Raw genomic sequence first — 16,953 nt, 5'->3', positions numbered from 1 at the left:
GCAGACAACCGACCTGGTACCACTGGAGAGTTACGACTGGAGAGTTACGACTGCGGGCTCACGGCCGAGGACTGACGGCAGCACAGAACGGCAACACAGAGCGGAGAGGTGATCGATGAGCGTCGCGGGACCCCCCGGTCCGGTGATGGACCGGGACGAGGTGGACCGTGCGCTGGCGCGCCTCGACGCCGAGCACGAGGCGATCGAGACCTCGCTCCTCGCCCTCCAGGACCACGCGGGCCGACGCCTCCTCGAAGGCGCCAGGCTGACCGGCGTCACCGAGGAGCGCTGGACGGCGACGGAGGGCCGGATCACGCTGCTCTGGGCCTACTTCGACGCCTATGCCGGTGCGCTGCGCGCCGCGCACGAGGTGCGTGAGCGCAGACGCTGGCCCAACCGGGACGACCTCGTCGAGCTGACGGAGCTGTTGCGCGGCGAGTGCGTGACCGTCGCGGGCGCCACCGCGTCCGCCACCTCCCCCTCGATCACCAACCCGGCCAAGCTCACCGAACGCTTCACGCTCGAAGAGCTCGTGACCCGGATGAACGAGCTGTACGCGCACTCCCTCGACATGGTCGTCGCCGCCGACGCGGTGTGGTCGGCGCTGCCCGCCCGCATCGACCTGCTCGCCGCCGAGCTGGCCCGCACCCGCCAGCTCGCGCACTCCGTCGGGGTCCGCCCCGGGGAGCACCCCTCGGGCGACGACCTGGAGCACATCACGCGCACCCTGACCGCGCTGCGCGAGCAGGTCGTCTCCGACCCGCTGGCCTTCTGGCGGCGCGCGGAGGGCAGTTCGGCGCCGGGCGGCGGCCGCCCGCACACCGATCGGTACGACCGCGAGGCCCGCGCCCTGGAGGAGGTGCGCCGCGAGATCGACGCGGTGCTCACCGTCCGCCAGGACGCGGAGGTCCGCCTCGGCAGGCTGCGCGACGTGCTCTCGCGGGCGGACCGCACCCTCGCCGAGGCCAGGAGCGCCCGCGGCGAGGTCCTCGCGAAGATCGCCGCATCCGAGGTGCCCGCGGTCAGCGGCCCGCCGACCGCGCTCCAGGAGCAGCTCGCGATGGCCGCCGACTACCGCAGGAGCGCGCAGTGGCACCGCCTCTCCCCGCTCCTGGAGTCCCTGGAGGAGAAGGCCGAGGACGAACTCCTGCGCGCCCGCGAGTCGTTGACGGCGGTCACGGCCCCGCTCGCGGTCCGCGCGGAGCTGCGCGGCCGCCTGGACGCGTACAAGGCGAAGGTGGCCCGGCTCGGCCACGCCGAGGACCCGTTCCTGATCGAGCGGTACGACGCGGCGCGCCGCATGCTGTGGAGCGCGCCCTGCGATCTCCGCGTGGCGGAGCAGGCGGTCCTGCGCTACCAGCAGGCCGCCGCCGAGGCGCTCGCGCCGAGGGTCCCGCAGCAGGGCGGGCCCACCGACCGGACGGGGGAATCGTGACCCAGCGGCAGTGTCAGCGGCCCGGATGCCCGGGGTCGTACGAGGACGTCGGCGGCGGCGAGCTGTACTGCGACACCTGCGGGCTCGCCCCGGTCGTCGCCTCCAACGGCATGGTGGGCTCGTCGCCAACCGGCATCACCGGTGGCGGCAAGGGGTCGCGGGGCTCGGGCAGTTCCAGCGCCCGCTCGTCGTCCCGCTCGTCCTCGGGCTCGTCCCGTTCGTCCCGCTCGCAGTCCTCGCGCAGGTCGGTCTCGGGGCGGCTCTCCCGTTCCCTGTCCGGCGGTTCGACGTCCCGTTCGGTGTCGGTGCGCAGCTCGGGCTCGGCGGCCTCGTCCTCGGGCCGCGGGCGGCTCGGCGTGGGCCTGGTCGCGGTGCCGGACGTACCGCGCCCGGACCCGCACGGCGCGGTGCAGGAGAACCCCGAGGTGCCCGAGCGGAAGCGGTTCTGCTCGCGGTCGGACTGCGGGGCGCCGGTGGGCCGTGCGCGCGGCGACCGGCCGGGCCGCACCGAGGGCTTCTGCACCAAGTGCGGCCACCCGTACTCCTTCGTGCCGAAGCTGCACCCCGGCGACATCGTGCACGGCCAGTACCAGGTCGTGGGCTGTCTGGCGCACGGCGGCCTCGGCTGGGTCTACCTCGCCATCGACCGCGCGGTGTCCGACCGCTGGGTGGTCCTCAAGGGCCTGCTCGACACCGGTGACCAGGACGCGATGGCCGCCGCGATCTCCGAGCGCCGCTTCCTCGCCGAGATCGAGCACTCCAACATCGTCCGGATCTACAACTTCGTCGAGCACCTCGACCAGCGCACGGGCTCCATGGACGGCTACATCGTCATGGAGTACGTGGGCGGCAAGTCCCTCAAGGAGATCGCCAACGGCCGCCGTACGGCGGAGGGCCGGCGCGATCCGCTGCCGGTCGAGCAGGCGTGCGCGTACGGCATCGAGGCCCTCGAAGCCCTCGGGCACCTGCACAGCCGCAATCTCCTGTACTGCGACTTCAAGGTCGACAACGCCATCCAGACCGAGGGCCAGCTCAAGCTCATCGACATGGGCGCGGTCCGCCGCATGGACGACGACGAGTCCGCGATCTACGGCACGGTCGGCTACCAGGCCCCCGAGGTCGCCGAGACGGGGCCCTCGGTGGCCTCCGACCTCTACACGGTCGCGCGCACGCTCGCGGTCCTGACCTTCGACTTCCAGGGCTATACGAACGTGTTCGTGGACTCCCTGCCCGACCCGGACAACATCGAGGTCTTCCGTACGTACGAGTCGTTCTACCGGCTCCTCGTACGGGCCACGGACCCGGACCCGGCGCGCCGCTTCGCCACCGCGCAGGAGATGGCCGAGCAGCTCACGGGCGTCCTGCGGGAGGTCGTGGCGCTGCAGACGGGACGGCCGCGGCCCGCGCTCTCCACGCTGTTCGGGCCCGAGGTGAAGGTGCCGGACACCGAACTGTTCGCGGAGCTCACGGCGGACGTGTCCCTCCTGGGGGCGCGCGCCGACGCGTCCGGCACGGGCACGCAAGGTCCGCGCGGACCGCAGGGTCAGGGCACTCCGGGGACCACCCCGGAGATCGCCCCGGGAATCGTCCGGGGGATCGATCCGGTCGCCACGGCCCTCACCCTGCCCGTGCCCCTCGTGGACCCGAACGATCCGAACGCCGGGTTCCTCGCCGGTCTCATCGCGTCCGCGCCCGCCGAGCTGATCACCGCGCTGCGGGCGGCGCCCGCCGACTCCCTGGAGCTGCGGCTGAGCGGCCTGCGCGCCCGTCTCACCATGGGTGAACTGGCGCCCGCCGCGCAGGCCCTCGCCGATCTGGAGCTGGAGCATCCGGACGACTGGCGGGTGGTCTGGTACCGGGGCGTGGCCGCCCTGGCCACCGGCGACTTCGAGAACTCGGCGCTGTCCTTCGACGCGGTCTACGACGCGTTCCCCGGCGAACCCGCGCCGAAGCTCGCGCTCGGCGTGTGCGCGGAGGTCCTCGGCCAGCTGGACAACGCCGCCGAGTACTACCGGCTGGTGTGGGCCACCGACCCGAGCTACGTGAGCGCGGCGTTCGGCCTGGCCCGGGTGCGGCTCGCCGCCGGTGACAGGACCGGCGCCGTGCACACCCTGGAGTCGGTGCCCGAGTCGTCCATCCACTACACCGCGGCCCGGGTCGCGGCGGTGCGGGCGCGGCTGCGGCAGCGCATGGCGTCCGGCGCGGCGCTCGCGCCGGGCACCGCCTTCCTGGACGACCTGACGGCCGCCGCGGGACAGATCGAGGCGCTCGCGGGCTTCGGCCTCGACGCGGTGCGCAGGGAGCGCCTGTCGACCGAGGTTCTGGGGACGGCCCTGGACTGGGTACTCTCCGGTAAGCACTCTGGTCACGCCTCCGCGCCACCGGCCACCACCGGGACGCGGGCCGTACTGCTCGGCAGTGATCTGGACGAGCGCGGCCTCCGGTTCGGTCTGGAGCGTTCGTACCGGACACTGGCCCGGCTCGCACAGGGTGGCGAGGAGAGGATCGAACTGGTGGAGCGGGCCAACCGTTTCCGCCCCCGGACGTGGGTGTGAGTATGTCGCAGATGCCCCAGCTGTCTGCCTGCCCCAGCTGTGAGGAGCCGCTGGAGTCGGGTGACCTGTTTTGCGGTGCGTGCGGGTTCGACCTGTCGGCGGTGCCACCGCGGCCGGTGGCGTCCCCGAACGGCTCCGCCGGGCCCGCGGAACCCACCGCCGCGGACGCGGAGTCCGCACGGTGGCCCGTCGCGCCGGACGTCGACAGCTCCGACACCCCGGTGCCGCCCCACCTGCCGACGGACCTGGCGGGCACGGACTCGGCGGGCGGCGAGCTCCCCGGGGCCGCCGCGACCGCCGCCGCAGCCGGAGCCGCCGAAGGAGCGGTCGACGCCCCCGCGGAGCCGGACGAGTACCCCCTGCCCTCCCCCGGCGCCGCCGCCCCCGCGGACCCGCGCACAGAGACCCCCGACCCCACGCCCGCCGCGGGCACCAAGCTCTGCGTGGCCTGCCGCTCGGGCCGGGTGGACCCGGACGGGTACTGCGAGAACTGCGGGCACGCCCAGCCGCGCGAGCGCGACCACATGGAGCAGGAGCTCGCCGCGGTCGCCGCGGTCAGCGACCGCGGGCTGCGCCACCACCGCAACGAGGACGCCTTCGCGATCTCCGAGGCGGCGCTGCCCGACGGCTCGTCCGCCGTCGTCGCGATCGTCTGCGACGGCGTCTCCTCCGCGACCCGCCCCGACGAGGCCTCGCTCGCCGCCTCCCGCGCCGCCGACGCCTCGCTGCTCGCGGCGCTGGAGCGCGGCAGCCACCCGCAGCAGGCCATGCACGACGCGATCCTCGCGGCGGCCGACGCCGTCAACGCGCTCGCCGCCGAGCCGGCCGCGGCCCGCGAGCACAGCCCCCACCAGAACGCGCCCGCCTGCACGCTGGTCGGCGCGGTCGTCGCCGGTGGCCTGCTCGTCGTCGGCTGGGTCGGCGACAGCCGCGCCTACTGGGTGCCCGACGACCGCGGCGGCCCCACCGTCCGTCTGACCGAGGACGACTCGTGGGCCGCGCAGATGGTCGCCGCGGGTCTGATGAACGAGGCCGAGGCGTACGCCGACGAGCGCGCGCACGCCATCACCGGCTGGCTCGGCGCGGACGCGTACGAACTGGAGCCGCACACCGCTTCCTTCAAGCCGGACCGTGCGGGTGTAGTGGTGGTGTGCACGGACGGACTGTGGAACTACGCGGAAGCCGTCGACGAGATGGCCGACGCGGTGCCCGCCGACGCCGCGGACCGGCCGCTGCACAGCGCCCAGGTCCTGGTCGGCCACGCGCTGGACGGCGGGGGCCACGACAACGTAACAGTGGCCGTCGTCCCGTTCCCGTTCGTGCCGCAAGGGGCAGGATCGGCCTAGGGCCGGGTGTGGGATCGGCCCGCGAACCGGGCGGGGGGCCGTGCCGGTTCGCGTGGTGTGAGTTTTTCAGGATCTGAGTTTTTCAGGACCTGGGTTTTCAGGGTCTGGGTTTTCAGGGTCCGGGTCTTCAAGATCTGGGTCTTCAGGATCTGAGGGGGAGCAGTTCCATGGCCAACTTCTCGAAATCGAACGTGCCGCGGTTCTCGGTGGACGTCTACCAGAACGAGTACCTCCCGGAAGGCGGCCGGGAGGTCAACGCCATCGCCACGGTCACCTCGACCGGCGGCGGAACCATGGGGTCCGCCGTGCGCGCCCCGCATCTGTACACGGCCGGAGAGAGCCCGGACGCCGCCGTGGCGATCATGGTCGACTGCTCCGGTTCGATGGACTACCCGCCGACGAAGATGCGGGGTGCCCGCGACGCCACCGCCGCCGCGATCGACGCGGTGCGCGACGGCGTGCACTTCGCGGTGATCGGCGGCACGCACGTCGCCAAGGAGGTCTATCCGGGCGGCGGCCGCCTCGCGGTGGCCGGTGCGCAGACCCGTGAGCAGGCCAAGCAGGCGCTGCGCGGACTGAGCGCGGGCGGCGGCACGGCGATCGGCACCTGGCTGCGCCTCGCCGACCGCCTCCTGTCCTCCGCCGACGTCGCCATCCGGCACGGCATCCTGCTCACCGACGGCCGCAACGAACACGAGTCCCCGGGCGACCTCCAGGCCGCCCTCGACTCCTGCGTGGGCCGCTTCACCTGCGACGCCCGCGGCGTCGGCACGGACTGGGAGGTGAAGGAGGTCACGGGAATAGCCTCCGCGCTGCTCGGCACCGCCGACATCGTCGCCGATCCGGCCGGGCTCGCCGCCGACTTCACGCAGATGATGGAGACGGCGATGGGCAAGGAGGTCGCCGACGTCAGCCTGCGGCTGTGGACGCCGGTGGGCGTGGAGATCAAGTTCGTGAAGCAAGTGGCGCCCACCGTCGAGGACTTGACCGGGCGCCGCACGGAGGCGGGCCCGCGCGCCGGGGACTACCCGACGGGGTCCTGGGGCGACGAGTCCCGCGACTACCACATCTGTGTACAGGTGCCGGGCGCCGAGCTGGGCCAGGAGATGCTCGCGGCCCGGGTCTCGCTGATCGTGCCGCAGGAGGACGGCAGCGCGCAGACGCTGTCGCAGGGCCTGGTGCGGGCGGTGTGGACGGACGACATGACGGCCTCCACGTCGATCAACCCGCAGGTCGCGCACTACACGGGCCAGGCGGAACTGGCACAAGTCATCCAGCAGGGCCTTGACGCCCGCAAATCGGGAGATGTCGACGGCGCGACGGCGAAACTGGGCCGCGCGGTGCAGCTCGCCGGCGCCCTGGGCAACGCCGATACAGCGAAACTGCTTTCGAAGGTGGTGGACGTCGTGGATGCCGCGGCAGGTACTGTTCGATTGAAGGCGAAGGTCGCCGAGGCCGACGAGATGACACTCGAGACCCGGTCGACGAAGACCGTTCGCGTGAAGAAGCAGTAGCGCGGCGCGCACGCGCCGTTCGCACCACAGCGATGTACGACAGCCAGCACGACAGCGATGTACGGCCCTCGGGCCGGAGAAGGAGAGGGGGAAGCGCCGACATGCCGACCTGCCCGAACGGACACCAGTCGGGTTCCGACGACTGGTGCGAGGTCTGCGGTCACCGCATGGCCGGTGCCGTCCCGCCCCCGCCGCCTCCCCCGCCCCCGGCCGGATACGGCTATCCTCCGCCGCCGCCCGGCCAGGACCCGGGCTTCCCGCAGCCCGCGCCGGGCCGCCCGCATCTGGCCGCCGTGCCGGACCCGGCCCCCGAGGCGGAGCTCTGCCCGCAGTGCCGCACTCCCCGCGAGGCGAACGCGCCGTTCTGCGAGGAGTGCCGCTGGAACTTCCTGACGAACACGGCCACCTCGTACACTCCGGCCGCGCCGAACCCGCCGCTGCCGGGCACACAGGGCGGCCCGAGCCGCGGTCCCGGGCCCGGTCCCGGCCGCGGCCCCGGCATGCCGCCGGGTCCGAACCCGGCGCAGCAGTTCCAGCAGCCCCCGCCGGGATACGAGTACCAGGGCTCGCGCCCCTCGCAGGTGAACCGGCCCGCCGAGCCGATCCCGCCGTTCGGCAACGGCGGCGGCCAGCAGGGTCCAGGACCGCAGGGCGGTCAGCAGGGCCCCGGTCCACAGGGCTCCGGTCCGCAGGGCCCCGGCCAGCACGGTCAGCCCAGCCAGCCCAGTCAGCAGGGCCCGCAGGGTCCGGGACCGCAGGGTCAGCCCGGTCCACACGGCCCCGGTCCGCAGGGCCACCCCGGTCAGGGCCACCCCGGCCAGGGCCAGGTGCCGCCCGGTGCCCCGCAGGCGTTCCAGCAGCCGGGTCCGCCCGCGCCGCCCGCGTTCCCGCAGGGCCCCGGTGCCCCGCAGGGCCCGCCCCCGCCGCCGTCCGGCCCGTCCTTCGGCGGCGGCGGAGACGACGACTGGGTGATCTCGCCGCCCTCCTCGACGGCGGCTCCCGCCCCGGCCCCGGCCCCCGCCCCGCAGGAGCCGTTCCAGCCGCAGGAACCGTTCCAGCCCCAGGAGCCCTTCCGGTCCCAGGAGCCTTTCCAGACCCAGGAGCCCTTCCAGTCCCAGGACCCGTTCCAGCAGGGCACCGGGCAGCCGCAGGCACCCAGGTCCCAGCCCCAGCAGGGCCCCGGCACGTGGACGGCGACGATCGCTCCCGACCGCGAGTACTTCATGGCGATGATGCAGCGCAGCGGCCCGGAGGCCTCGGGCCTGAACCTGCCCGCGTACTCGCCGGAACAGCAGCGCCCGCTGGTCGGCAACCAGCTCACCATCGGCCGCCGCAGGCACTCCACCGGCGACACCCCGGACATCGACCTGTCGGTACCGCCGGAGGACCCGGGCGTCTCGCACCAGCACGCGGTCCTGGTCCAGCAGCCGGACGGCAGCTGGGCGGTCGTCGACCAGAACTCCACCAACGGCACCACGGTCAACGGCGGCGAGGAGCCCATCCAGCCGTTCGTCCCGATCCCGCTCCAGGACGGCGACCAGGTGCACGTGGGCGCCTGGACGACGATCACGGTCCGCCGCGACTGAGCCGGTTCACAGCGGCCAGACGTACGGCCCTTCGGGGTCGTCGAGCCAGGCCCATGCGTACGGTCCGCGCACGGTGACCCCGAAGCGCTCGCGCACCGGCAGCCCCTCGCGCTGCCACAGCGCGAGTGCTTCGTGCGGATCGAGGCTGCCCGAGGTCAGTTCGAGCAGGAAGCGGAAGAGCTCGTTCTGCAGGGCCCCGCGCGGCAGCCCGCCGATGTGGCGCTCGTACGGGGCCCGCGCGTCCCCGCCACGCAGCGGCACGAAATAGGCGGGCGTGTGCAGGAAGCGCCCCTCGGCGTTTTCCGCGTCCCGCACGGTCAGCGCGATCAGGCCGGTGGCCAGCGGCGCGAGGATCCGGGCGCCGGGGCGGCACTGGCCGAGCCAGGCCCTCGGCACCGAGGTCAGCGTGCAGGTGGCGATGATCCGGTCGTAGGGCGCGCGCTCGGGACAGCCGGCCGCGCCGTCCCCGGTCACCACGGCAGGGCGGTACCCCGCGGCCGCCAGGTGCTGCCGGGCGGACTCCGTGATCTCGGGGTCCAGGTCGACGGTCGTGACGTGCTCGTCGCCGAGCCGGTGGGCGAGCAGCGCCGCGTTGTAGCCGGTGCCCGCCCCGATCTCCAGTACGTCGCAGCTCCCCTCGTCCGGCACGGCCAGCTCGGCGAGCATCTTCGCCATCAGGGACGGCTGGCTGCTGGAGGAGACGAGCTCCCCGTCGCGCACCCGGGTCGCCAGCGGGGTGTCGGTGTAGCAGCCGCGCAGCCAGCGGGCACGGCGCCGTTCGTCGGGGTCCTCGCCCCACAGACGCTCGTACCCGCCGCCCGCGCCCACGTAGTAATAGGGCACGAACAGGTGCCGGGGGACGGCCTCGAACGCCGACTGCCAGGCGGGGTCGTCCTGCCAGGCCCCGCTCGCCGCGATCTCGCGCACAAGGGCGGACCTGGCTTCGAGGACCTGGGCGGGATCGGCTTCCATGGCTCCACTGTGCTGCGCCGACGCCCGCGATGCGAGTGGGATGGTCCTAGGGTCTTTCGTTTGGGTCAGGCCGGATCAGGGAGCGGGGCCTGGTGCGTGCGATCGCAAGGCGGAGGAGGGCGGCAACGCGATGGGGGTGCCCCCTGCTCGAGCGAAGCCTCGAGCTTGGGGGAGTTGGCAACCGACGACAACGCCGCGAGCGTGCGTGCCAGGCCCCGCGAGCCCGGCCTGACCCAAACGAAAGGCCCTAAGCCCTCCGTACTCGGCCGCCCCGTCTGAGACCATGGAACGTGTGAAAGAGATCCCGCGCGGCACGCTTCAGGAGCAGACCTACTACGAACAGGTCGGCGGCGAGGAGACCTTCCGGCGCCTGGTGCATTTCTTCTACCAGGGGGTCGCGGAGGACCCGCTGCTCCGGCCGATGTACCCGGAGGAGGATCTGGGCCCCGCCGAGGAGCGCCTCGCGCTCTTCCTCATGCAGTACTGGGGCGGTCCCCGTACGTACAGCGACAACCGCGGCCACCCCCGCCTGCGCATGCGGCACGCGCCGTTCACGGTCGACCGGGCGGCGCACGACGCCTGGCTGAAGCACATGCGCTCCGCCGTCGACCAGCTCGGCCTCTCCGAGGAGCACGAGCGGACGCTGTGGAACTACCTGACGTACGCGGCGGCGTCCATGGTCAACTCGGAGGGCTGACCGCCCTCGTCCCTGCGCTGACGCCCGCGTCCCTGCCCGCCCGGCCCCTCATGTCAGGGTCCTGTTTGCCCTTTCTGTCAGCGCTCCCGCCCCTTCCGTAACCGCCTGCCCTCTGAAAACATCCGAGGACTGCCGGGGGGCGGAGCAGGGGCACAGGCACCCGCGCATGCGCACCCGCATGCGCGGGCAGGGGCACGGGGGGTCGACCGGGTGACGGGGTTCGTTCTTCTGCGCGTGCGTGCCCACCGGCTGCTGCTCACCGCCGCGCTCCTCGCCGTCCTGCTCACCACGGCGGTCCTCGCCACGCTCACCGCGTTCTCCGGGGCGATCGGCGACGCCGCGCTGCGGCACACCCTGCGCACCCGGTCCGCGGCCCCGGCGGCGCTCGTCGTACGCAGCCAAGTGGAGCCGGGCGGGGGAGAGTCGGCGGACCGCGCGGTACGGGAAGGGGCCCGGCGCACCTTCGACGGCCTGCCGGTGCGCCTGCTCTCCCTGACCCGCTCGGGCACGTACGCGCTGCCCGGCGGCCGCCGCGCGGACCAGCCCGACCTCACCCGTTTCGCGGCCCTCGACCGCTCCAGGCTCCGCCTCACCCAAGGCAGTTGGCCGAGCGCGGACGGCGGCGCGAAGCGGCGGTCCGGCCGCGGCGAGCGCCCCGTCGAGGTGGCCCTGCCCGAGGCCGCGGCCGCCCGGCTCCGCCTCGGCCCCGGCTCGGCCCCCGTCACCCTCACCGACCGCCTGTCCGGCCCGAAGGTCGCCGTCCGCGTCACCGGCGTCTACCGCCCCGCCGACCCCGCCGATCCGTACTGGCGCCTGGACGAACTGGGCGGACGCGGCCTGCGCCAGGGCGTGTTCATGGTGTACGGGCCGCTGCTCGTCGATCCCGCGGTGCTCACCGGCTCGCGCGTCACGGCCGACGGCACGCAGTGGCTGGCCACCGCCGACTTCGGGTCCGTCACAGCGGGCCGCGTCGACGCGCTGCGCGCCGCGGCCGCCGAGGGCCCCGCCGCACTCGTCAAGAGCCCTGCCCTGAGCGGCAGTCCGAGCGCCACGACGGCGCTGCCCGACGTCCTCGACCGGGCGGAACGCGCGCTGCTCGTGTCCCGTTCCACCCTGCTCATCGTCGCCCTGCAGCTGATCATGCTCGCCGGGTACGCGCTGCTCCTGGTCGCCCGGCTGCTCGCCGCCGAGCGCGGCGGCGAGACCGAGCTGCTCCTGGCCCGGGGCGGCTCGCGGGGCCACGTCGCCCGGCTCGCCGCGGTGGAGGCGCTGCTGCTCGCGCTGCCCGCCGTCGTCCTCGCGCCACTCCTCGCGGGCCCGCTGACCGGGCTGCTCGCCGGGCACGGCGCCCTGGCGCGGACCGGTCTCGACCTGGACGTGTCGGCGGGGACCGCCGTCTGGTCGGCCGCCGCGGTCACCGCGCTCGGCTGCGCGCTCGCGGTGGTCGCGCCCGCGCTCTCGGCCACCGCGGGCGTACGGCGGTCCGTACGGGCGGCCGCGCTCCCCGCGCCGCTGCGGGCGGGCGCGGACGTGGGGCTCCTCGTGATCGCCGCGGTCGCGTACTGGCAGCTGGACAGCCGCACTTCGGGCTCGGGCGCGCTCGGCGACGACCGGTCGGGGCGGCTCGGCATCGACCCGCTCCTGGTGGCCGCGCCCGCCCTCGCGCTCCTCGCGGGCACCGTGGTCACGCTGCGGCTGCTGCCGCCCGCGGCGCGGCTCGCCGAGCGGTGGGCGGCGAAGGGGCGCGGGCTGCCGGGGGCGCTGGCGGGCTGGCAGCTCAGCAGGCGGCCGCTGCGCGGGGCGGGCCCCGTGCTGCTGCTCGTCCTGGCCGTGGCGATGGGCCTGCTGGCCATCGGGCAGGGCGCGTCCTGGAACCGTTCGCAGGAGGACCAGGCGGACTTCCGGGCGGGCGCCGAGGTCCGGGTGCTCGGCAGCCGGGTGCCGGAGAGCCGGCAGGGCGAGGTCTTCGGGGCGCTGCCCGGCGTACGGGCGGCCGCGCCCGCGACCCGCTTCCCCATGGAACTCTCCGACGACCGGCAGGCCACGGTCCTGGCCCTGGACATGGCGCACGCGTCGGCGGGGCTGCTGGTCCGCGCGGACAACGGGAGCGGTGCGGGCGGCGGGGGCCGTGCGGCGATCGCGGCGGCGATCGCGCCCGGACCGGCGCGGGAGGGCGGCTCCCCGCTGCGGGCCGTGGTGACGGAGGCGTTCCTGCGGGCGGGCGGCGCGAAGGTCGGCGCGAGCGTGGACGTGCCGACAGGGAAGGGGACGGTGCGGGTACGGATCGTGAAGGCGGTGCGGGAGCTGCCGACGGCCGCCGCGCAGGACGGCACGGGCACCGGCGCCGCCGGGGACGGTCCGGACGGCGGCGCCGTCCTGCTCGACCTGGCGGGCGTGAATGCCCGCCTCGCGGACACGGGCAGGACCCGGCTGTCCCCCACGGAGTGGTGGCTGACCACCCGCCCCGGCGCCGCCGACCGTACGGCCGCGGCCGTGCGCGCCCGCCCCGACGTCGACCCCGACCAGGTCCTCGTGCGCGACGAGATCGCCCGTGAGCTGCGCGGGGACCCGCTCGGCGCGGGCCCGCAGTCCGCGCTGCCGGCGGTCGCCGCGGCCGCCGCCGCGCTGGCCGCCGTCGGCTTCGCGGTGAGCGCGGCGGGGTCGTCGCGCGAGCGGACCGCGGAGTTCGCGGTGCTGCGCGCGCTCGGTGCCCCGCGCCGCAGGCTGGCCCTGCTGATCGCGGCGGAGCAGGGCTTCCTCCTCGGCCTCGCGCTCCTGGTGGGCCTCGGCCTCGGCGTGGTCCTGACCCGCGCCGTGGTCCCGCTGATCGTCCTCACCGGCGAGGCGACCCAGCCGGTCCCCCCGGTCCTGGTCCAACTCCCCCTCGCGCGGGCCGTGACCCTGCTCGCCGCGGTCGCCGCGGTCCCCCTGCTGATCATCACGGCCCTCTCCCTGCGCCGCGGCACCCCCACGGTCTCCCTGCGCCACGAAGGGGGCAACTGACATGCGCACCCCCGTCGCCGCCCCCTGGACCCGCACCCGCCTGCGCGCCGCCCCGGCGCCCGCGGTCGCCTTCGCCCTCCTGGTGGCCGTGACCGCCTTCCTCGCCGCCCTCTTCCCCCGCGCGGTCGACGCGTACGAGAGCGAGGGCGTGCGCGCCGCCGTCACCGACGCGGGGCCCGCCCGCAACGGGCTCGAACTCGCCACCCTCGCACCGGGGTTGGAGAAGCCCCAGCGCGAACGCGACGACGCCCTGCGTCCCGCGTACCTCCGGGACCGTTACGAGAAGACCCTCGGCGCCCTGCCCGCGCCGGTCCGCGCCGACACGACGCAGTCGGCGTACGGCGCGCAGACCCTCAAGGCCCCCTCGGCGACGGACCGTTGGCTGCCCCGCCTCGACCCGGTCGACCCGGCGTTCACGCTCGCCGCCCAGGCCGGAATCAGCGACCACGCGCGCGTACGGGAGGGGCGGCTGCCCAGCGGGAAGGGCGTCACGTCGAGCAGCCGCCGCGTCGAGGCGGCCGTCACCGCGGACACCGCGCGCGTGATGCGCATCAAGGTCGGCGCGGACCTCCACCTCCGCCCCGAACTGGCCGATCCCGTCACCGTCCACATCACCGGCATCCTGGAACCGCTGCGGCCGAAGGGCGCCTACTGGTCGTTCGACCCGGTCCTGCGCACCCCCGCCGAGGTCATGGTGGCGCGCAAGAGCATGTCACTCAAGCGCTGGCACGCGGGGCTGCTCCTCGCGCCCGACGCGGGCCCGGTCCTCTCGGCGGTCGACCGGACCCCGCGGCAGTACTGGCGCGTCGCCCCCGACCCCGGCGGCCTCACCGCCCGCGACCTGCCGGCCCTCAAGAGCCGGATCGCCTCCCTCGAAAAGGGCCCGCTGCTGCGCGAGTTGCGCTCCTTCACGGACCCCGAGGCACTGCTCTCCACCGATCTGGACAAGGTCCTCACCGAGCACGCGGGGCTGCGGGACGCCGTCGCGCCGGTGGTCGCCGTCGCCGCGTACGGCGTGGGCGGGGTGGCCGCCGTCGTCCTCCTGATGACCTGTGCGCTGACCGCCGCGCGCCGGAGCGATGAGCTGGCGCTGCTGCGCTCGCGCGGCGCCTCCGTGCGCGGCGTCGCGGGACGGCTGCTCGCGGAGACGTCCGTGGTGGCGGTGCCCGCGGCGGCCCTCGGCCTGCTCGCGGCTGTCCTCGTCGTGCCGGACGCGCGCGGGGGCCCCGCGGCGGGGGCGGCGGCCGCGGTCTGCGTCCTCGCGTGCGCGGCGCTGCCGGTACGAGCGGCGTTCACGCACCGCAGGCCCCGGGCGCACGCGGGCCGCGCGGATCTCGCGACGGCCCGCCCGTCCCGGCGCCGCACCGTCGCCGAACTGGTGCTGCTCGTCCTCGCGGTGGGCGCGGTGGTGTCGCTGCGGCGGCGGGGCGTGGGGGACGCCGGGCCCACAAGCGGTACGGGAGGCGGCGGGGGCGAGGACGGTGGCGCGGGCGGGTCGGTGGACTGGCTGGTCAGCGCCGCTCCCCTGCTGGTCGGCGGCATCGCGGCGCTCCTCCTCGTACGCCTCTACCCGCTGCCGTTGCGGCTGCTCATGCGCCCGTTCGCGCGCCGCCGCGGCCTGCTCGGCTTCCTCGCGACGGCGCGCGCGGGCCGGTCGTCGGCCGCTCAGCTCCTGCCGCTGCTCGGCTTGCTCCTCGCCCTGACGACGGCGGCGTTCGGCGGTTCGGTGCTCGCCGGTGTGCAGGACGCCCGGGACCGCACGGCGCTGCTCGCGGTGGGCGCGGACGCCCGGGTGACGCGGGGCGACGCCGCACTGCCCGCGCACCTGGCGGACGAGGTGCGCCGTGCCTCCGGGGTGCGCGAGGTGGCGGCCGTGCACATCGACTGGGACATGACGATGCCCGACGGCTCGGGGGTGCCGCTGGTTGCCGCCGACCCGGCGACGTACGCGCGTCTGACGGGTGCGACCGGCCTGGGCCCGCTCTCCGCACGGGATCTCGCGGCGCCGCGGGCGAAGGGCGCCGACCGTGCCATCGCCCCCGCCGTCGCCTCCCCCGACGTCGCCCGCAGGCTCGGCACGGGCCCCCACACCTTCCGGACGCCCGCGGGCCCCTTCACCGCGAAGATCACCGCCACCCGCACGAGGACCCCCGCGGCCCCCGCCCAGGGCGCGTTCCTCCTGATCGACCGGCGCGCGCTCCCGAAGGCGAAGGACACCACGCTCCTCGTGACGGGGGACGGCGTCACCGGGAAGGCGATCGCACGGGCCGCGGGCCCGGTGCGCGGCAAGGGCCTCGACGTCCGCCTGCGCGGCGCCGAACGCGCCGCGCTCACCGACTCGCCCCTGCAGAGCGGCGCCGAACACGTCTACGTGGCCGCCGTCGCCGCCGGGGCCGGCTACGCCGCCCTCGCCGTCCTGCTCTCCCTCCTGCAGTCCGCACCCCAGCGCGCCGCGCTCCTGGCCCGGCTGCGCACCATGGGGCTCGGCGCGCGCCAGGGCCGCCTCCTCCTTGCCCTGGAGTCCCTGCCGCAGGCGCTGCTCGCGGCGGCCGGTGGGGCGCTCGCGGGGTGGGCGGCGGTCGGGCTGCTCGCGGACGGCCTCAATCTGCGCCGCATCGCCCTGGCCGCGCGGGGCGGCGTCACGGGTCTTGGCGACATCACGCTGCGGGCCGACCCGTGGTCGCTGCTGCTGCCCGCCGTGGGCGTCGTCGCGCTCACCGCGGGAGTGGCGTTCGCCCAGGCCTGGTGGACCACCCGGCGCACCCCCGCCGCCGACCTGAGAACGGGAGACAACCGATGACCGGCACGGATACGGGCCTCACGGACGCGACGGACGCGACGGACGCCACGGGCGCCACGGCGCCCCCGCCGTCCCTCGCCGACCTGGAGGCACGGGCAGCCGCCCGCCGCGACCGGCCCTCCTACGGCCACGACGCGCTGATCAGCTGCGACCGCCTGGTCCGCGTCTTCGCCACGGACGGCGTGGAGGTGCAGGCGCTCCAGGGGCTCGATCTCCTGGTACGAGAGGGCGAGTTGATGGCCCTGGTCGGCGCCTCCGGCAGCGGCAAGTCGACCCTGATGAACATCCTGGCGGGCCTCGACGAGCCGACCGCGGGCGCGGCGCGCGTGGCGGGCCACAGCCTGCTCGCCATGAGCGCCAAGGAACGCCTGCGCTACCGGCGTGACGTGGTCGGATTCGTATGGCAACAGACCGCCCGCAATCTGCTTCCCTACCTGACGGCGGCTCAGAACGTGGCGCTGCCCATGCAGTTGAGGGGCCGCGACAGCACGAAAAGGCACCCGAGCCGCCCGAGCCACCCCGGGAAGCGTCCGAGGAAGTCCGAACGCGCTCTGCGCCTCCTGGAGTTGTTGCAGGTGGCGGAGTGCCGGGACCGCCGCCCCCACCAGCTGTCCGGCGGCCAGCAGCAGCGCGTCGCCATCGCGGTGGCCTTGGCCAACGACCCCGCGGTCCTCCTCGCCGACGAGCCCACCGGCGAACTGGACTCGCAGACGGCGGAGCAGATCTTCGCGGCGTTCCGCACCGCCAACGAGGAGCTCGGCACCACCATCGTCATCGTCACCCACGACCAGGCGGTCGCCTCCGAGGTCCGCCGCACGGTCGCCATCCGCGACGGCCGCACGTCCACGGAGGTCCTGCGCCGCACGGAGGTCGACGCCGCCACCGGCCAGGAGTCCCTGATCTCCCGCGAGTACGCGATGCTGGACCGGGCGGGCCGCCTCCAGCTCCCGGCCGCGTACACGGCCGCACTGGACATGCGGGACAGGGTGGCGCTGGAGCTGGAACGGGACCACATCGCGCTCTGGCCGGACGACCGGGCCTGACG

At 75.1% G+C, this 16,953-nt stretch carries 10 protein-coding genes; 9 read left to right on the top strand and 1 reads right to left on the bottom strand.

The features are described from left to right. The first annotated feature begins 115 nt into the window (after positions 1-115). From ACZ69I_RS01245 to ACZ69I_RS01225, 5 genes are all read left to right on the top strand, one after another. Positions 116-1,435: a hypothetical protein gene (locus ACZ69I_RS01245; RefSeq protein ID WP_470829950.1), complete on the top strand. Its 1,320-nt coding sequence runs from the start codon at positions 116-118 to the stop codon at positions 1,433-1,435. Then, complete coding sequence (locus ACZ69I_RS01240) at positions 1,432-3,990, top strand: serine/threonine-protein kinase (RefSeq protein ID WP_470829948.1); 2,559 nt, start codon at positions 1,432-1,434, stop codon at positions 3,988-3,990. The genes ACZ69I_RS01245 and ACZ69I_RS01240 overlap by 4 nt, the downstream gene beginning before the upstream one ends. A 2-nt stretch (positions 3,991-3,992) precedes the next feature. Further along, on the top strand, positions 3,993-5,336 hold the full coding sequence (locus tag ACZ69I_RS01235; protein ID WP_470829946.1) for a PP2C family protein-serine/threonine phosphatase: 1,344 nt from the start codon (positions 3,993-3,995) through the stop codon (positions 5,334-5,336). A gap of 167 nt (positions 5,337-5,503) precedes the next feature. Further along, on the top strand, positions 5,504-6,850 hold the full coding sequence (locus ACZ69I_RS01230) for a vWA domain-containing protein (RefSeq protein ID WP_470829944.1): 1,347 nt from the start codon (positions 5,504-5,506) through the stop codon (positions 6,848-6,850). Between the two features lie 101 nt (positions 6,851-6,951). After that, a complete protein-coding gene (locus ACZ69I_RS01225; protein ID WP_470829942.1) occupies positions 6,952-8,436 on the top strand; it encodes an FHA domain-containing protein in 1,485 nt (494 codons plus the stop codon). 6 nt (positions 8,437-8,442) lie between these two features. Here the strand turns inward: ACZ69I_RS01225 and ACZ69I_RS01220 are convergent, their stop codons facing one another. After that, the gene (locus ACZ69I_RS01220; protein WP_470829941.1) at positions 8,443-9,408 is read right to left on the bottom strand and encodes a methyltransferase domain-containing protein; all 966 of its coding nucleotides are present in this window, start codon (positions 9,406-9,408) and stop codon (positions 8,443-8,445) included. A gap of 283 nt (positions 9,409-9,691) precedes the next feature. Here ACZ69I_RS01220 and ACZ69I_RS01215 point away from each other — a divergent pair, with 283 nt between their 5' ends. The 4 genes from ACZ69I_RS01215 to ACZ69I_RS01200 all read left to right on the top strand — a co-directional run bounded on the left by ACZ69I_RS01215 (position 9,692) and on the right by ACZ69I_RS01200 (position 16,951). Continuing rightward, entirely contained in the window at positions 9,692-10,105 is a 414-nt protein-coding gene (locus ACZ69I_RS01215; RefSeq protein WP_467669298.1) for a globin, read from the top strand. Positions 10,106-10,315: 210 nt separating this feature from the next. Then, positions 10,316-13,108: an FtsX-like permease family protein gene (locus tag ACZ69I_RS01210; RefSeq protein ID WP_470829940.1), complete on the top strand. Its 2,793-nt coding sequence runs from the start codon at positions 10,316-10,318 to the stop codon at positions 13,106-13,108. Position 13,109: 1 nt separating this feature from the next. Continuing rightward, positions 13,110-15,908: an ABC transporter permease gene (locus tag ACZ69I_RS01205; protein ID WP_470829939.1), complete on the top strand. Its 2,799-nt coding sequence runs from the start codon at positions 13,110-13,112 to the stop codon at positions 15,906-15,908. After that, positions 15,905-16,951, top strand: coding sequence for an ABC transporter ATP-binding protein (locus ACZ69I_RS01200; RefSeq protein ID WP_470829938.1), 1,047 nt, complete (start codon positions 15,905-15,907; stop codon positions 16,949-16,951). The genes ACZ69I_RS01205 and ACZ69I_RS01200 overlap by 4 nt, the downstream gene beginning before the upstream one ends. Positions 16,952-16,953 lie beyond the last annotated feature (2 nt).

This window comes from Streptomyces sp. NPDC036815 (assembly GCF_055609205.1).
The sequence above is the reverse complement of the archived record's forward strand: the minus strand, read 5'-3'. Positions and strand labels throughout refer to the sequence as shown.